This window comes from Streptomyces sp. NPDC050315 (genome assembly GCF_040655775.1).
Taxonomy (GTDB): domain Bacteria; phylum Actinomycetota; class Actinomycetes; order Streptomycetales; family Streptomycetaceae; genus Streptomyces.
Genome location: NZ_JBFAKN010000003.1, coordinates 653,451 through 669,823 on the forward strand (window position 1 = coordinate 653,451; position 16,373 = coordinate 669,823).

13 protein-coding genes and 1 pseudogene are annotated in these 16,373 nt (G+C 70.3%); 10 read left to right on the forward strand and 4 right to left on the reverse strand.

Translation table 11 applies throughout. The annotated features are described in order from the left end of the window. Nucleotides 1-103: 103 nt before the first annotated feature. A pseudogene (locus tag AB0I82_RS14220) lies at nt 104-322 on the forward strand (metalloregulator ArsR/SmtB family transcription factor); the annotation flags it as partial. Between the two features lie 129 nt (nt 323-451). After that, nucleotides 452-907 carry a TerB family tellurite resistance protein gene (locus AB0I82_RS14225; RefSeq protein ID WP_363257738.1) on the forward strand — a complete coding sequence of 152 codons (456 nt, stop codon included), beginning with the start codon at nt 452-454 and terminating at the stop codon, nt 905-907. A gap of 30 nt (nt 908-937) precedes the next feature. Here AB0I82_RS14225 and AB0I82_RS14230 read toward each other — a convergent pair whose 3' ends face one another. Both AB0I82_RS14230 and AB0I82_RS14235 read right to left on the reverse strand, forming a co-directional pair. Beyond that, nucleotides 938-2,158: an acyl-CoA dehydrogenase family protein gene (locus AB0I82_RS14230; protein ID WP_363257496.1), complete on the reverse strand. Its 1,221-nt coding sequence runs from the start codon at nt 2,156-2,158 to the stop codon at nt 938-940. 32 nt (nt 2,159-2,190) lie between these two features. Beyond that, the gene (locus AB0I82_RS14235) at nt 2,191-3,759 is read right to left on the reverse strand and encodes an AMP-binding protein (protein WP_363257497.1); all 1,569 of its coding nucleotides are present in this window, start codon (nt 3,757-3,759) and stop codon (nt 2,191-2,193) included. Nucleotides 3,760-3,891: 132 nt separating this feature from the next. Between AB0I82_RS14235 and AB0I82_RS14240 the strand changes: the two genes are divergently transcribed. From AB0I82_RS14240 to AB0I82_RS14250, 3 genes are read left to right on the forward strand one after another with little or no spacing between them, the layout of a single operon-like run. Next, entirely contained in the window at nt 3,892-4,548 is a 657-nt protein-coding gene (locus tag AB0I82_RS14240; RefSeq protein ID WP_363257498.1) for a TetR/AcrR family transcriptional regulator, read from the forward strand. After that, entirely contained in the window at nt 4,545-5,678 is a 1,134-nt protein-coding gene (locus AB0I82_RS14245; RefSeq protein ID WP_363257499.1) for an aminotransferase, read from the forward strand. Before AB0I82_RS14240 ends, AB0I82_RS14245 begins: the two co-directional genes overlap by 4 nt. Continuing rightward, nucleotides 5,675-6,133, forward strand: a complete 459-nt coding sequence (locus tag AB0I82_RS14250) for a hypothetical protein (RefSeq protein WP_363257500.1) — start codon at nt 5,675-5,677, stop codon at nt 6,131-6,133. Before AB0I82_RS14245 ends, AB0I82_RS14250 begins: the two co-directional genes overlap by 4 nt. A gap of 59 nt (nt 6,134-6,192) precedes the next feature. Here the strand turns inward: AB0I82_RS14250 and AB0I82_RS14255 are convergent, their stop codons facing one another. Beyond that, the gene (locus AB0I82_RS14255) at nt 6,193-7,524 is read right to left on the reverse strand and encodes a formimidoylglutamate deiminase (RefSeq protein WP_363257501.1); all 1,332 of its coding nucleotides are present in this window, start codon (nt 7,522-7,524) and stop codon (nt 6,193-6,195) included. Between the two features lie 142 nt (nt 7,525-7,666). Then, on the reverse strand, nt 7,667-8,800 hold the full coding sequence (locus tag AB0I82_RS14260) for a LacI family DNA-binding transcriptional regulator (RefSeq protein ID WP_363257502.1): 1,134 nt from the start codon (nt 8,798-8,800) through the stop codon (nt 7,667-7,669). Nucleotides 8,801-8,973: 173 nt separating this feature from the next. Between AB0I82_RS14260 and AB0I82_RS14265 the strand changes: the two genes are divergently transcribed. From AB0I82_RS14265 to AB0I82_RS14285, 5 genes are read left to right on the forward strand one after another with little or no spacing between them, the layout of a single operon-like run. Beyond that, nucleotides 8,974-10,284 carry a sugar ABC transporter substrate-binding protein gene (locus AB0I82_RS14265; protein WP_363257503.1) on the forward strand — a complete coding sequence of 437 codons (1,311 nt, stop codon included), beginning with the start codon at nt 8,974-8,976 and terminating at the stop codon, nt 10,282-10,284. A 3-nt stretch (nt 10,285-10,287) separates the two neighbouring features. Continuing rightward, a complete protein-coding gene (locus AB0I82_RS14270; protein ID WP_363257504.1) occupies nt 10,288-11,214 on the forward strand; it encodes a sugar ABC transporter permease in 927 nt (308 codons plus the stop codon). Continuing rightward, a complete protein-coding gene (locus AB0I82_RS14275) occupies nt 11,211-12,041 on the forward strand; it encodes a carbohydrate ABC transporter permease (RefSeq protein WP_363257505.1) in 831 nt (276 codons plus the stop codon). Before AB0I82_RS14270 ends, AB0I82_RS14275 begins: the two co-directional genes overlap by 4 nt. A 47-nt stretch (nt 12,042-12,088) precedes the next feature. Beyond that, on the forward strand, nt 12,089-13,309 hold the full coding sequence (locus tag AB0I82_RS14280) for a glycosyl hydrolase (RefSeq protein WP_363257506.1): 1,221 nt from the start codon (nt 12,089-12,091) through the stop codon (nt 13,307-13,309). A gap of 29 nt (nt 13,310-13,338) precedes the next feature. Beyond that, nucleotides 13,339-16,371: a glycoside hydrolase family 38 C-terminal domain-containing protein gene (locus AB0I82_RS14285; RefSeq protein ID WP_363257507.1), complete on the forward strand. Its 3,033-nt coding sequence runs from the start codon at nt 13,339-13,341 to the stop codon at nt 16,369-16,371. Nucleotides 16,372-16,373 lie beyond the last annotated feature (2 nt).

Sequence of the window (16,373 nt, forward strand, 5' to 3'; positions counted from 1 at the left end):
TCGGGTTCGGGGCTGTGAGAGGGTGAGTGCTTCTTCGCGACTGTCGATCGAGGCGTCAGCGCATGGGCCGGAGGTGGTCGTGAGCAGGGTGCAGGAGACACCGATGGATGAGGAAACGGTGGTCTTCCTCAAAGCGCTGGCGAGCGAGACCCGTCGGCGGATGCTGACGCACTTCTCGGGCGTCGGCGAACTCAGCGCCGGGGAGATAGCCGAGCGGAACGGCCTGAGTCCCTCCACCGCCTCCGAGCATCTACGTCTCCTCCATCGCGGCGGTCTGATCGACGCCCGCAAGGAGGGGAAGCAGATCTACTACCGGGTCGCGGGCGTCACACTGGACCAGCGTCTCTCCGCTCTGCAGGACTACCTCGAGCACTGCCGCCTGCCACCCGCCCTTCCGGTCGGTGCCGACGCCGGTACTGACGTTGAGGGCGGTGCCGGCGCCAAGGGGCGCATGGCTGTCTGGGGCCGTCTCAAGGCGTCCGCCTCGGCGATGCAGACACAACTCGTCTCGCGCAAGCACGAATTGCGCAGCGGCGCGTTCCGCGACGCGAGCATGGCAATGTGCGCGCTGGTCGCTGCCGCCGACGGCATCATCGACCCCGCCGAGCAGGTCCGGGTCGCGCAACTCATCGCCACGAACGAGGTGTTGCAGAACTTCACCGCGGACGACCTGCAGCGCCGCTTCGAAGAAAACCTCGACCGGCTGGCTCTCAATTTCGACAACGGGAAGAGTGCTGTCCTGCACGAGGTCGGCAAGGCGAGGAAGAAGCCCACCGAAGCCCGCGCCGTCATCCAGATCGGCATCATCATCGGCGGCGCCGACGGCGCCTTCATCGAAAGCGAACAGGCCGTCGTCCGCGAAGCCTGCCGTGCATTGGGGCTGCCCCCGCGGGAATTCGGTCTGTAAGCAGAATTCACTCGGCGCCGCCGTCCCCCGTCAGGCCGGAAATGCCAGGTCGCGGGCGATGCCGTTGCGTTGGATTTCGGAGGTGCCGGTCAGGATCCGGAACATGCGGATCTTGCGGAAGAGGTACTCGATCTCGTTGCCCTGGGTGAGTCCTTCCTTGCCGTGGATCTGGACGGCCTCGTCCAGGAGGCGGAAGGCGGACTCGGCGACGAAGAGTTTGCACATGAACGCCTCGGTGCGTGCGTCCTCGCCGCGGTCGAGCGCGGCCAGGGCCGCGTAGGTCATGGAGCGGGCGGCGTAGAACTCGGTGGCCATGTCGGCGACCTTGTGCTGGATGGCCTGGAGCGCCAGGAGCGGCCGGCCGCCGGTCACTGTGCGGTGGCGGGCGCGTTCCAGGGTGAGGTCCAGGGCGCGGCGCATGGCGCCGAGTGCGGTGGGGCAGTGCAGGAGACGGTTGACGGTGACCCGGCCGAGCGCGATCCGCAGTCCCTTGCCCTCCTCCCCCAGCAGGTTCTCGGCGGGCACGCGGCAGTTCTCCAGGACGATGTCGCTCTCGATGTGTTCGCCGGACATCGGGGTGGCCCCGTCCAGCACCCGGCAGCCGGGAGTGTCCAGGTCGAGGAGGAAGGCGGAGAAGCGCGGCTGGTCGCCCTCGCGCTCGCCGCCTTCTCCCTCGCTCTCGCCGGTGCCGGCCATGCGGGCGACGACGATGGCGAAGTCCGCGAACGGGCCCGCGGAGGAGAAGACCTTATGGCCGTTGAGAATGTAGTCGTCGCCGTCCCGTTGGGCGGTGGTACGCATGGACCGTACGTCGGAACCGGCGTCGGTCTCGGTGAGCGAGAAGCAGCAGGCGCGCTCCGCGCGGACCACCGGCAGGAAGTAGGTCTTCAACTGGTACTCGGTGGCGTACCGCAGAAGGTCACCGGCGCGCAACGGCCCGCCCATGTCACCGAGGACGCTGTGGCCCAGTACCCGGCCGCTCGCGCCGATTTCCTCTTTCAGCGCGGCCAGTTGGGTATGGGTGAGGCCATGACCGCCGTGCTCCTTCGGCAAGTGAATGCCGTAGAAGCCCAGTTCGCGGCTGCGCTCCCATACGGGCTGTAGGTCGGCACGGGTCAGGCGGCCGGTCCGGGTGATGCCCCGGTCGTGTTCGTAGGCGGCCAGCTCGCCGTCCAGGTAGTCACGCAGCTTGTCGACGAGGGCGGCGAGGTGCGGATCGTCGGCGTAGGAGGGGCGGAGGGAAAAAGTCATCGGTCGTACTCTCCGAGTTCGGGGGCGACGGGTCAGTTCACGCGGCGGGCGGCGTCGGCCCAGTACGGTTCCCGTACGGCCTTGCGGTCGAGCTTGCCGTTGCGGTTGTGGGGCAGTTCGGGGACGAACTCCACGGAGCGGGGCTTCTTGTACCGGTCGAGGCGCTCGGCGCAGAACTCGATCAGTTCGTCCGGCGTGACGGCGCGCCCCTCGTGGGCCACGACCACGGCCTTGACGGCCTCGCCCCACCGCTCGTCCGGCACGCCGACGACGCATGCCTCCCGTACGGCCGGGTGTTCGTAGAGGGCCGCCTCGACCTCGGTGCAGTAGATGTTGAAGCCACCGGAGATGATCATGTCTTTCTTGCGGTCGACGAGGAAGAGGTAGCCGTCCTCGCGCATCCATGCCAGGTCGCCGGTGTGCACCCAGCCGCCCTTGAACGTCTCGGCGGACAGTTCCGGCTCCTGCCAGTACTCGCGTACGCAGTCGGGGCCGCGCACGATCACCTCACCGACCTCGCGCGGCCCCAGCTCACGGCCGGCCTCGTCCACCACGCGTATCTCCGTGTCGTAGGCGGCACGGCCGCACGACTGCAGCAGTTCGGGGTCCTCGGTGACGGCGCGGGCGATGTCCTGCCCCGTCAGACCGGCGACGACGCTGGTGGTCTCGCCCAGGCCATACCCCTGCGCGACGATCGGCCCGAACAGGGCGACGGCCTCGCGCAGCCGCTGCGGCGCGATCGGCGCGCCGCCGATACGGAGGCTGGTGAGGCTGGAGAGGTCCCGGTCGGCCGCCGCGGGGTGCGCGAGCACCATGGTGAGCATGGCCGGCACGAGGAAGGTGGCGGTGATGCGCTCCTTCTCCACCGTCTCCAGGAACGCCTCGGGGCTCCAGGCCGGCAGGACATGGGTGGTGGAGCCGCCGAAGACGCCGGCGAGCAGCCCCATTCCGGTGGCATGGGTGATGGGACCGCAGGCCAGGTAGCGGGTGCCGGGACGAGGCCGGGATTCGTCGCTCATCAGCTGCTTGCGCATGTTGGCCAGCCGATTGCCGAAGGTCTGCACGGCGGCCTTCAACGTGCCGGTCGAGCCGGAGGTGAAGTTCAGGACGCACGGCTCGTCCTCGTCGACCTCGACGGCGACCGGATCGCCGATGCCTTCGGCGAGGAGGTCGGCGTACGAGACGCCGGTCGGGTGGTCGGCGCCCGGTACGCCGTCGAGCTGTACGGGCAGGCAGTCCGTGTCCGCCGCGGCGATCGCGGCCAGCGCGTCCTCGCGGTGCGCGGCGTCGAAGATCAGTACGCGCACCGGGGCGTAACGCAGGATGTGGGTGATCTCGCCGCGTCCCAGCCGGGCGTTGACCGGCGCGCGCATCAATCCCGCCTTGTACAGGGCGAACTCGATCTCCACGAGCTCTCCCCTGTTCCAGGCCAGGGACGCGACCGCGTCGCCGGGGCGCAGCCCCCGGCCGATCAGCGCGGCAGCCAATTGGTTGGCCCCGCGCTCGAGTTGCCGGTAACTCCACGCGCGTTCGCCGCATACCAGCGCGGTCTCGTCGGGCCAGTACCGAGCGCTGCGGGTGAGGTAGGTGCCGAGGTTCAAGGGGTTCTCCAGAGTCGAGCTGCAGAGTCGACAGGCTGAACGTTTCAAGACAGCTTGTTCAGTAACTTATTCACTGTCAAGGCTCACGTAGACTCCCCGGGAGGGGCGACAGCCGTACGAGAAGGGGATTCGATGGCCGAGGACAGGCGCACCCGGCGCACCCGGCGGGCCTTGAGCACCGCGTTGGTGGAGCTGGTCCTGGAGCGCGGCTTCAGTGCGCTCACCGTGGAGGACATCACCGAGCGCGCCGACGTCGGCCGGGCCACCTTCTACAGCCACTTCCGGGACCGGGAAGACCTCTTTGCGAGGGTGACGGCCGGCCTCCTGGACGGCCTCTCCGAACGGCTCCGTCCCGTCATGGCCGAGAGTCCGGTCGGCTTCACCGGCAAGCCCGTGCTGGAGATGTTGCGGCACGCCCGCGAGGAACGCGATGCCTACCGGATCGTGCTGCGGGGCGAGGGGGACGGCCGGCCGCTCCAGATGTTCACGGACGCGATCGCCCGGGCCACCGCCGAGGAATTCCGGGACCGTGCCGAGCGCAACGGTGTCGAGCCGAGAATCGACCCGACTCTCCTCGCCCGCGTCTGGGTGGGAGAGCAGATCGCCGTGTTGCGCTGGTGGGTGGAGCACGAGACGCCGCCGATGCCGGTCGAGGACGTCGTACGTATGCTGCTCGACCTCGGCCTGCACGGCCGATACTGGGCCAGCGGCTTCAACGACGACGAGACGACGGACAAGACGGGCAAGGGCAGGACGACGGACGGGACGACGAAGGGGCAGCGCCGGTGAGAATCCGTGAGTTCGCGGTCGAGCAGTGGATGAACGAGTACGAGGAGACCTGCCGGTACAACCTGGCCGAGACCTGTGTCCGCTCGCTCACCACGGGCGAGCTGCTGGAGCTGTCCGGCCGGCGCGAGGAAATACTGGCCGAGCTGGCAGCCACCCCGCTCACGTACGGGCCGATCCCGGGCAGCCCGCGCCTGCGCGCCCTGGTCGCGGGCCTGTACACGACCCAGGGCCCGGAGAATGTCCTGGTCACCCATGGCGCGATCGGTGCCAACGCACTCGTCCACACCACCCTCGTCGAGCCGGGCGACCACGTCGTGGCCGTCGTCCCCACCTACCAGCAGCACTACTCCATCCCCGACAGCTACGGCGCCCGCGTCGAGCATCTGACGTTGCGTGCGGAGAACGGCTGGCTGCCCGATCTCGACGAGCTCGACCGCCTGGTCACTCCGGCCACCAAGCTCATCGCGCTCAGCAATCCCAACAACCCCACCGGCGCTCTCATCGACGAGGCCGGACTGGCGCGCATCGCGAAGATCGCCGACCGTGTCGGGGCATGGGTGCTGTGCGACGAGGTGTACCGGGGCGTGGACCAGCACGGTGACGGCTTCACCGCCTCGATCGCCGACCTGTACGAGCGCGGCATCTCCACCGGCAGCATGTCCAAGCCGTACTCCCTGGCCGGGCTGCGGCTGGGCTGGATCACCGGCCCGGCCGACCTGCTGCGGGACGTCGCCACCCACCGCGACTACAACACGATCAGCGTCGGACGCATCGACGACCTGCTGGCCTGCGTTGCGCTGGAGCACAAGGACGCGATCCTGGCCCGCTCCCACCGGATCACCCGCACCAACCTGGCCATCCTGGACGAGTGGATCAGCACCCGCGACGACATCGGTTACATCAAGCCGGCCTCGGGCACCACCGCCCTTCTCCGGTACCACTACCCCCTCGGCTCCTACGAGTTCTGCACCCGCCTGCTGAAGGAGACCGGCGTCATGTTCACCCCCGGCGCCGCCTTCGACATCGAGCACACCGTACGCATCGGCTTCGCCGACGACACCGAGACGCTGCGCACCGGCCTGCAATTGCTCGGCCGGTTCCTCGACCAACTCCCCCAGGAGTCGGCGTGAGGAAGAGCATCGGAATTGCGGTACCTGTAGCAACTCTGGCGGCTCTCGCGCTGCTCACCGCGTGCGGGAGCTCCGACGGAACCCATCCCTGCACCCTGAAGGACGCGCCCGCCGGCATCCACGTCAAGGTCCCCCCGGAGCTGGCGAACCGGACGGCCGACGCGACGCTCACGGCCTGCTGGGACGACACATGCCGCAAGCGCACACTGCGGCTGCGGGACAGCGGACCGGAGGAACCGGCGACCATCTGGCCCGGCTTCGCACAAGTACCCGGCCTGCCGGGAAAGCCGGTACGCGTCACGCTGGAATTCAAGAACCAACGCGGCACCACCGTGCTGGACAAGCAGACCACTGTCACCCCGAAGCCCACCTACCCCAACGGCCGCAACTGCTCCCCGGCCGGCCACCAGGCACGCCTGACGGTCACGGAGCAGGGCACACTGATCCCCCGCTGACGGCTGACCGCCGGACGGCGTGCGTATCACGTCGTCCGGCGGTAGCGGTCGGTCCCCGTTCAGCTCGCCAGTAGCGTCGTGATGGCCTTGTCCAGGGCGCCGCCGACGTCTTCGATGTGGCGGTGGTGGCCGTTCTCGACGATGAGTTCGCCGCCGGTGACGACGTGGCTGACGTCGGCGGCGGTGCCGGCGAAGACGGTGTGGGCCAGTGGGTCGCCGGCCCGGGCGCCGGCCGTGCGCGGGGAGTCCAGCCGTACGGTGGTGAGGTCGGCGAGCCGGCCTGCCTCGATCGCGCCGGCGTTCCAGCCGAGTGCCGTCATGCCGGCCGAGGTCGCGGCGGTGAGCAGCTCGGCGGCGGTCCAGTGGCCGCGGCGGCCGCTGATCAGCCGCTCGTCCAGTTCGATGGCGCGGGCCTCCTCCCAGAGGTCGATCATCATGTGTGCGTCGCTGCCGAGGCTCAGCGGTGTGCCGGCCGCCGCCAGCCGGCCGGCGGGGCCGATGCCGTCGGCGAGGTCGCGTTCGGTGGTGGGGCAGAGGCAGACGCCGGTGCGGGAGCCGCCGAGGAGTGCGATGTCGGCGGAGTCCAGATGGGTCGCGTGCACGGCGGTCGCGCCCTCGCCCAGTACTCCCTTCTCGTGCAGCAGGCGGGTGGGGGTGCGGCCGTACCGCTGGCGGCAGGCGGCGTTCTCGGCGGGCTGTTCGGAGAGGTGGACATGGAGCGGGACGCCGCGGCGCCGGGCGTCGGCGGCGACGAAGGTCATCGCCTCGCGCGGCACGGCGCGCACGCTGTGCACGGCGGCGCCGATGCGGAGCCGGTCGCCGTCCCGGAGGAAGGCGGTGCGCCGGGCCCAGTCCTCGGCGCTGCCGTCGCTGAAGCGCCGCTGCACGCCCTCCAGCCGTCTGCCGTCGATGTCGGCCATGAGGTAGCAGGTGTCGAGGAGGGTGAGGCGGAGGCCCGCGTCGGCGGCGGCGCGGGCGAGCGCGCTGCCCATGGCGTTGGGATCCTCGTACGGTGTGCCGTCGGGGTTGTGGTGGACGTAGTGGAACTCGCCGACGGCGGTGATGCCGGACAGCGCCATCTCTGCGTATGTGGCGCGGGCGAGGGCGTACATACGGTCGGGGTCGAGGTGTCCCGCGGCGTCGTACATGACGTCGCGCCAGCGCCAGAAGTCGGTGACACCGCTCTGGCTGCGGCCGCGGATGGCGCGGTGGAAGACGTGGGAGTGGGTGTTGGCCAGGCCCGGTACGGTCAGTCCTGGCAGTCGGTGGGCACCGGGCGGTGCCGGGGTGTTGTCGGTGACACGGGTGATCCGGCCGTCGGCCACTTCGATGAGGACCTGCTCGGCGACGCCGGTCCCGCCGAGCCAGGCGTACTCGCAATGAAACGTCATCCGGCCTCCCTGACGACGGTGCGCCGCGGCCGGTTACGCACCGCGGCGACCACACAGCTCTCCGTCAACGGTAGTTGACCTGCGAACGACTGGGAACGGCTTGTGCGGACGTGGCGTCAAGGTGTCTGTGCCAGGGGCGAGTTCAGGATGACTGTGGTGGGCCGGAAGGGCCCTCTTTCGGCTCCGGAACCGGCCCGGCACCGGCTCGGGCACCGAGGCCGGTACCGGGCGCCGGCGCCGGCCCCGTGCTGCCCCGCGGCTGGATCCCCGGCAGCGGCTCCTGGGTGTGGCCGGCGGGGGCGCCGTCCAGGAGGGCGGTGAGGGCCTGCGCGGCGTGCCGGCCGAAGGCGGCGGTGTCGCGTACCGGTGCGGTGAGCGCCGGGTGCACGCTGCGGCACAGGACCGAGTCGTCCCAGGCCACCAGCGAGAGCTGGTCGGGGACGCGGATGCCGCGCTCGGCGGCGACGGCGAGCCCGGCGACGGCCAGTACGTCGTTGTCGTAGATCAGGGCGGTGGGCGGCTGGGGCTGGTCCAGCACCCGGCGGGTGGCGGCCGCGCCCTCGCTGTCGGAGTAGTCGGTGGTCACCGAGGCGGCCTCGGTGAGGCCGAGGCGGGCGGCCTCGGTGCGCAGGGAGGCGATCCGACGCTGGGTGTGGGCGAATTCGGGCAGTCCGGCGATGTGCGTGATACGGCGGTGGCCGAGCGCGTGGAGATGGCCGACGATCGCCGCCATGATGCCCGCGTCGTCGGCGCCGAGGGTGGAGACGGCCGGGCTCTCGCCATCGGCCGGCTCCGGCGCGGCGGCGCCGATCATCACGGCGGGCAGCCCGAGGCCGCCCAGCAGGTCGGGGCGCGGGTCGTCCTGGCGCGGGTCGACGACGAGGACGCCGTCCACGCGGTGCTCGGCCCACCAGCGGCGGTAGGTCGCGCACTCCGCGTCCAGCCCCTCGACCACCTGGAAGAGCAGCCCCAGCTTCCGTTCGGCCAGCTCCTCCTGGATGCCGGAGACCAGTTGAAGGAAGAAGGACTCGATGCCGAGGGTGCGGGCCGGGCGGGCCAGTACCAGGCCGACCGTGGCCGAGCCCTCGCCGGACAGCGCGCGGGCGGCCGCCCTGGGCTGCCAGCCGAGCTGCTCGGCGACCCGGCGGATGCGGTCGCGGGTCACCGGCGAGACCCCGGGGCGGTCGTTGAGCGCGAAGGAGACCGCGCTCTCGGACACCCCGGCGCGCAGGGCGATGTCCTTCATGGTCGGCCGCCGGGCCGGCGTACGCGGCATGGTCTCCCTTTTCGGCAAGTACTAATGCGCTTAAGTGCAGCAAGGCTAAAGCGCATTAGTGATCGTCCGCAATCGTTCGCAAGAAATGTCTGCGGAAAGTGTTGACGTAACTCGCTTGCGACGGGCACCTTTTGGGGCGCCCACCCAGGACCGACCGAAGGAGCCCTGCGGCCATGCGCACTTTCCGGGGTACCCGTGTGCCCAGATCCGCCCGTACCGCCGTACCGCTGCTGGCGGGTGCGCTGCTGCTCAGCGCCTGCGGGGGCGGCGACGGCAGCGACGGCAGCGCCGCCGACGGCAAGGTGAGCGGTCACATCACCTTCCAGACCTGGAACCTGCGGGCCCAGTACAAGGATTACTTCAACGGCCTCATCGACGAGTTCGAGAAGAAGCACCCCGGCACGAAGGTGAAGTGGATCGACCAGCCGGCCGAGAACTACGCCGAGAAGCTCAGCGCGGACGCCGGCGGGGGCACCCTGCCCGACGTGGTGAACGTCTCCCCCGACCTGTCCTACCCGCTGGCCAAGGCCGGGCTGCTGATGAACCTGGACAAGGAACCGGTCACCGCCGAGGCGAAGAAGGTCTACACGCCGGAGGCCTGGGCGGGGAACCAACTGCCGGGCCTGGACGGCGCGTACGCCTTCCCCTGGTACCTCAACACCGGCCCGCTCTTCTACAACAAGGCGCTGTTCAAGAAGGCCGGGCTGGACCCGGAGAAGCCGCCGACGACGTACGACGAACTGTTCGCGGACGCCGAGAAGATGGCGAAGTCCTCCGGCGGCAAGGTCGCCACGCTGGCCGGGGTGCCCGGGATCGAGGACTTCGGGCGGTACGGCGTGAAGCTGATGAACGCCGACGCCACCAAGTTCACCTACAACGAGCCGCGCGGCGTGGAGCTGCTCACCGCGTACAAGAAGCTGTTCAAGAGCGGTGGGCTGGACTCGCAGGCGCTGAGCGCCACGCCGGAGAGCGCGGGGCGGAAGTTCCTCCAGGGCCGCGTCGCCATGAACCCGGGCAGCGCGCCCGACCTCGTGGACTTCAAGGAGAACGCGCCCGACCTGTACAAGAACCTCGGCATCACCGACGCGCCGACCAACACGGGCAAGCCCAACATGTACGTGATGGGGCTCGGCGTGAACGACCGCAGCGAGCACAAGGCCGCCGCCATCGCCTTCGCGCGCTTCGTCACCAACCAGCGCAACCAGGAGTCCTTCGCGCACGAGGTCGCGGTGTTCCCCAGCACCAAGGGGTCCCTCGACAAGCCGTACTGGACGAAGGACGACGGCACCGACGAGGGACGGGTGCGGGTGGCCGCGGCCAAGATGCTGGACGGCGCGGTCAACTACACGCCCGTGGTGATGACGGACGAGATGAAGACCGTGCTGCAGAACGAGGTCGCCAAGGCGCTGCAGGGCGACAAGTCGCCGAAGCGGGCGCTGGACGACGCGGTCGCGCAGAGCAACCGGCTGCTGCAGCAGGGCTGAGCCGTGAGCGTACGGACCCAAGGCGTACGGACCCATCGCGCGGCCAGCCCGTGGCTGTTCCTGCTGCCGGGGCTGGCGGTGGTCGCGGCGTTCATCCTGTACCCCTTCCTCAGCACCGTGCAGCACGCCTTCACCGACGCGCGCACGCTCACGCCGGGCGTGTGGGTGGGACTGCGCAACTTCCAGGAGATGCTGCAGGACCCGCAGTTCTGGACGGCGCTGCGCAACAGCCTGCTGTACGTGGTGATCGTGGTGCCGTGCACGGTGCTGCTGCCACTGCTGCTCGCGCTGCTGGTGGAAAAGCCGCTGAAGGGTGTGGTGTTCTTCCGGGCCGCGTTCTACACGCCGGTGGTCGCGTCCGTGGTCGTGGTGGCGCTGATCTGGGTGTGGATGCTGGACGACCGTGGGCTGCTCAACAGCATGCTGGAGGTGCTGGGCGCGGGCCCGGTGTCCTTCCTCGGTGACGCCTGGCTGGTGCTGCTGTGCGCGATGGCCCTGACGGTGTGGAAGGGCCTCGGCTACTACATGATCATTTACCTGGCGGCGCTGGCACAGGTACCGAGGGAGCTGCACGAGGCCGCGGCGGTGGACGGCGCGGGGCCCTTCCGCCGCTTCGTCACCGTCACCGTGCCCGCCGTGCGCTCCACGATGGTGCTGGTCGGCGCGCTCTCCTCGGTCGCCGCGTTCAAGGTGTTCTCCGAGGTGTACCTGCTGGCCGGGCCGACCGGCGGCCCCGCCGGGGAGGACAGCACACTCGTCATGCTCGTCCAGCGCTCCGGCACGGGACTGTCGGGGCGGGTCGGTTACGCCTCCGCGCTCTCCCTCGTCATCTTCTGCATCGCGCTGGTGCTGATGCTGCTCGTCCTGCGCGCCGACCGTTCCGAACGGGGCGAAGGCGGCCGCGCCAACCGTAAGGAGAAGTCCGCATGACGCGCGTCGGCCGCACGGAGCGGGTCGTGCGCTACGTCCTGATGCTCGCCGTGCTGGCGATCACCGTCGGGCCCTTCCTGTGGCAGCTGTCCACCTCGCTCAAGGGCCCAAACGAGACCATCTACCCCTCGCCGCCGTCCTTCGTCCCGCACGACCCGACCCTCGCCAACTACGCCGAGGTCGCCCGGATCATTCCGGTCTGGGACTACGCACTGAATTCACTGAAAGTCGCGGCGGCCAACGTCCTCACCAACTGCGTCGGCGCCGCGCTAGCCGGATACGCACTGGCGAGGCTGCGCTTCCGCGGCCGCACGGCGGCCGGCCTGGTCTTCGTCGCCGCGCTGCTGGTGCCGCTGGAATCCATCATCATCGCGCAGTTCACCACCATGCGTGATCTGGGTCTGAACAACACACTGGTCGCCGTCGTCCTGCCGGGCAGTGTCGGCGCGCTCAATGTGCTGCTGATGCGCAACGCCTTCCGTGCGATCCCGTACGAGATCGAGGAGGCGGCCGTCGTGGACGGCGCGAATGTGTGGCAGCGCTTCCTGCGCATCGCGCTGCCGTCCGTCAAGGGCACCCTCGCGGTCGTTGCGATCTTCGCGTTCATGGGCGCCTGGGACGACTTCCTCTGGCCGTTGATCGTGCTCTCCGACCCGGACCACTTCACCCTCACCGTCGGCCTGAACTTCCTGCACGGCACCTTCGCGGACAAGCCGCGGGTGGTCGCCGCCGGAACCATCATCGCGGTGGCCCCGCTGATCGTGATGTTCGCCTGTCTGCAGCGTTACTTCTTCCGCGGCGTGGGCGAGGGCGCGGTCAAGGGCTGAGTGCCCATAACCGCCGCCCCCGCCCGCCCCCGTCGAACAGGACCCGTATGCCCCCGATGCGCTTCGGCGTGAACTACACGCCCACCCGCGGCTGGTTCCACCACTGGCTCGACTTCGACCTGGACGAGGTGCGGGCCGACCTGGACTCCGTCGCGGCCCTCGGCCTGGACCACGTCCGCGTCTTCCCGCTCTGGCCGCTCTTCCAGCCCAACCGCACGCTGATCCGTTCGCGCGCGCTGGACCAGCTGGTCTCCCTCGCCGACGCGGCCGCCGACCGCGGCCTGGACGTCGCCGTGGACGGACTCCAGGGCCACCTGTCCAGCTTCGACTTCGTGCCGTCCTGGACCACCACCTGGCACCGCCGCAACCTTTTCACCGACCCGGACGTACTGGACGGCCAGGCGGCGTACCTGGAGACGCTGGCCGCGGCCCTCGCCGACCGGCCGAACTTCCTCGGCATGACCCTCGGCAACGAGACCAACCAGTTCTCCGGCGACCCGCATCCGGACCCCGACCGGATCACGCCCGACCAGGCCGCGGCCTGGCTGGAGCGGATGCTGGCGGCGTGCGAGCGGGGTGCGCCGGGCCGTATGCATCTGCACGCTTCATACGACGCGGCGTGGTACCTGGACGGCCACCCCTTCACGCCGGAACACAGCGCGACGCTGGGCGCGCTGACCGCCGTACACGCGTGGGTGTTCAACGGGACGGCGCAGCGGTACGGCCGCGACTCCACCGCGACCCGCCAACACGCCGCGTACCTGGTGGAGTTGTCCAAGGCGTGGGCGGCGGATCCGCGGCGCCCGGTCTGGCTGCAGGAGGTCGGCGCGCCGGCGCCGCACATCCCCGCCGAGCACGCTCCCGCGTTCGTGCGGGACACCGTGCGCGCCGCGCTGGACTGCACGGATCTGTGGGGCATCACGTGGTGGTGCTCGCACGACGTGGACCGGGGGCTGGCCGACTTCCCCGAGCTGGAGTACAGCCTCGGGTTGCTGACCAACGACCGGCGGACCAAGCCGGTCGGCGAGGCGTTCGCCGAGGCCGTACGCGAGGAGCGGGCCGCGCCGCATGTGCCGGCGACGCGCACCCTCGCGCTGGCCGTCGAGAGCGGGTCTCCGTGCGCGCCCGGCGGCCCGGTCTTCGAGGCGTGGATGCGGCTCGCGGAACGCGGCCTGCGACCGGCCTGCGTACGGAGCGAACTAGCACCGGACAGCGCGTACTTGAAGGACCGCGGCATCGCGGAAGTGATCCAGCCCAACGAGGTCTGAACCACGAGGCGTGAAGGAGTCGTACCGACATGCACGACCACCGCACCACCACCGAAGCCCGTCTGAAGCGGGTGCTGGCAGAGCGGCTGTGGCCCGCCGTGTATCCGGAGTCGGTGCCGCTGACCGTCGGCGTGTGGCATGCGCCCGGTGAGCCGGTGCCGGTCGCCGAAGGCATCGCCGCGCCGCGTACGCCCATCGAAGCAGGCGCGCCGTGGGGCCCGCCGTGGGGCACCAGCTGGTTCACCGTCAGCGGCACCGTTCCCGAGGCGTGGGCGGGCCGTACCGTCGAGGCGCTGCTGGACCTGGGCTTCGACGAGAACATGCCGGGCTTCCAGTGCGAGGGCCTGGTGTACCGGCCCGACGGTTCCCCGGTGAAGGGCCTCAACCCGCGCAACCAGTGGGTACGGATCGGCGCGCCCGTGCGCGGTGGCGAGGAGGTGTATCTGCACATCGAGGCATCCGCCAACCCCGTCATCCTCGACTACCACCCCTTCCTGCCCACCGAGCTGGGCGACAAGGACACGGCCGGTGACGTGCCGCAGTACAAGCTGGCCCGGATGGATCTGGCGGTCTTCGACGAGACCGTGTGGGAGCTGGCGCACGACCTGGAGGTGCTGGGCCAGCTGATGGCCGAGCTGGGCGAGGACACCGCGCGCCGTTGGGAGATCCTGCGCGCGGTGGAACGCGCCTTGGACGCCGTCGATCTCCAGGACATCGGCGGTACGGCGGCCCGCGCCCGTGAGCTGCTGACCGACGTACTGGCCGCGCCCGCGCACGCCTCCGCGCACCGCATCAGCGCCGTCGGCCACGCGCACATCGACTCGGCGTGGCTGTGGCCGCTGCGGGAGACCGTACGCAAGGTCGCCCGCACCGCATCCAACATGACCGCGCTCCTCGATGACGACCCGGACTTCGTGTACGCGATGTCGCAGGCGCAGCAGTACGCGTGGCTGAAGGAGCACCGGCCCGAGGTGTACGCGCGGGTGAAGAAGGCGGTGGCGGACGGCCGGTTCGTGCCGGTGGGCGGGATGTGGGTGGAGTCGGACACCAACATGCCGGGGTCGGAGGCGCTGGCGCGGCAGTTCGTGCACGGCAAGCGGTTCTTCCTGGAGGAGTTCGGGGTCGAGACGGAGGAGGTGTGGCTGCCGGACACCTTCGGGTACTCGGCGGCACTCCCCCAGCTCGTCCGGCAGGCGGGCGCCAAGTGGTTTCTGACGCAGAAGATCTCCTGGAGCCGGGACAACAAGTTCCCGCACCACACGTTCTGGTGGGAGGGGCTGGACGGCACCCGGGTCTTCACGCACTTCCCGCCGATGGACACCTACAACGCGCAGTTGTCGGGTCAGGAGGTCGCGCACGCGGCACGCAACTTCCGCGAGAAGGGCGCGGCGACGCGGTCGCTGGCGCCGACGGGCTGGGGCGACGGGGGCGGTGGTACGACCCGCGACATGCTGGCGCGGGCGCGGCGGCTGGCCGATCTGGAGGGCTCTTCGCGCGTCACATTCGAGAAGCCGGCGGACTTCTTCGAGAAGGCGCACGCGGAGTACCCGGACGCGCCGGTGTGGACCGGTGAGCTGTATCTGGAGTTGCACCGCGCGACGCTGACCAGCCAGGTCCGTACGAAGCAGGGCAACCGGCGCAGCGAGCATCTGCTGTACGAGGCGGAGCTGTGGTCGGCGACGGCGGCGGTGCGGGCCGGGTTCAGCTATCCCTACGAGGAGCTGGACCGGCTGTGGAAGGAGGTGCTGCTGCACCAGTTCCACGACATCCTGCCGGGGACGTCCATCGCGTGGGTGCACCGGGAGGCGGCCGAGCGGTATGCGCGGATCGCGGCGGAGCTGGAGGCGCTGATCGGGGCGGCCCAGCGGGCGCTGGCGGGCGATCCGGCGGGCGGCATGTTGGTCTTCAACGCGGCGCCGCACGGACGTGAGGGCGTACCTGCGCGGGGTGCACTGCCCGAGCGCGGGGCGCCGAACAGTACCGGTTGCGTGCCGCGTGCGGGCGGCGGATTCGTGTTGAACAACGGGCTGCTCCGGGCCGAGATCGACAACCGCGGGCTGCTGGTCTCGCTGTACGACCTGCGGGCGGGCCGCGAGACGCTGGCCCCCGGCAAGCCCGCCAATCTCCTCCAGTTGCACCAGGACTTCCCCACCATGTGGGATGCCTGGGACGTGGACGAGTACTACCGCAACACGGTCACGGATCTGACCGAGGCCGATGCGGTGGAGGCGGCGGACGACGGGTCCGTACGCATACGCCGCTCCTTCGGGAAGTCGGCCGTCGAGCAGGTCCTCACGCTGCCGCCCGGCACCGGGCGGCTGGAGATCACCACCGAAGTGGACTGGCACGAGACGGAGAAGTTCCTCAAGGCGGCCTTCCCACTGGACGTGCACGCCGACCGGGTCGCGGCCGAGACCCAGTTCGGGCACCTCTACCGGCCAACCCACACCAACACCAGTTGGGACGCGGCGAAGTTCGAGGCGTGCGCGCACCGTTTTGTGCACGTCGAGGAGCCGGGCTGGGGCGTGGCGCTGGTGACCGACTCCACGTACGGGTACGACGCCTCGCGCGCCGCCCGGGAGACGGGCCGCGGCACCACCACGACCGTACGGCTCTCCCTGCTGCGCGCGCCGCGCTTCCCCGATCCGCGCACGGACCAGGGCATCCACCGCTTCCGCTGCGCGCTGGTGCCGGGTGCCTCGCTGGGCGACGCCGTCCGCGAGGGCTGGGCGCTGAACCTCCCGGAGCGGCGGGTCCCCGGCTCGGCGGCCGTCGAGCCGCTGGTGACCGTCGCGGACGAAGCGGTGACCGTGACCGCCGTGAAGCTCGCGGACGACGGCAGCGGGGATGTGGTGGTACGCCTCCACGAGGCCCGCGGCGGGCGCGTCCGCACGGAGCTGGCCTGCGGTTTCCCGGTGGCCTCCGCGGTCCGGTGCGACCTGCTGGAGCGGCCGGCCGGTGCCGGTGCGGAACGGTGCGAGGGCGGCGTACTGCCCCTGGAGCTCCACCCGTTCGAGATCGTCACGCTGCGGCTGAGCCGCGGTGCCACAGAGGAGGCGTGACC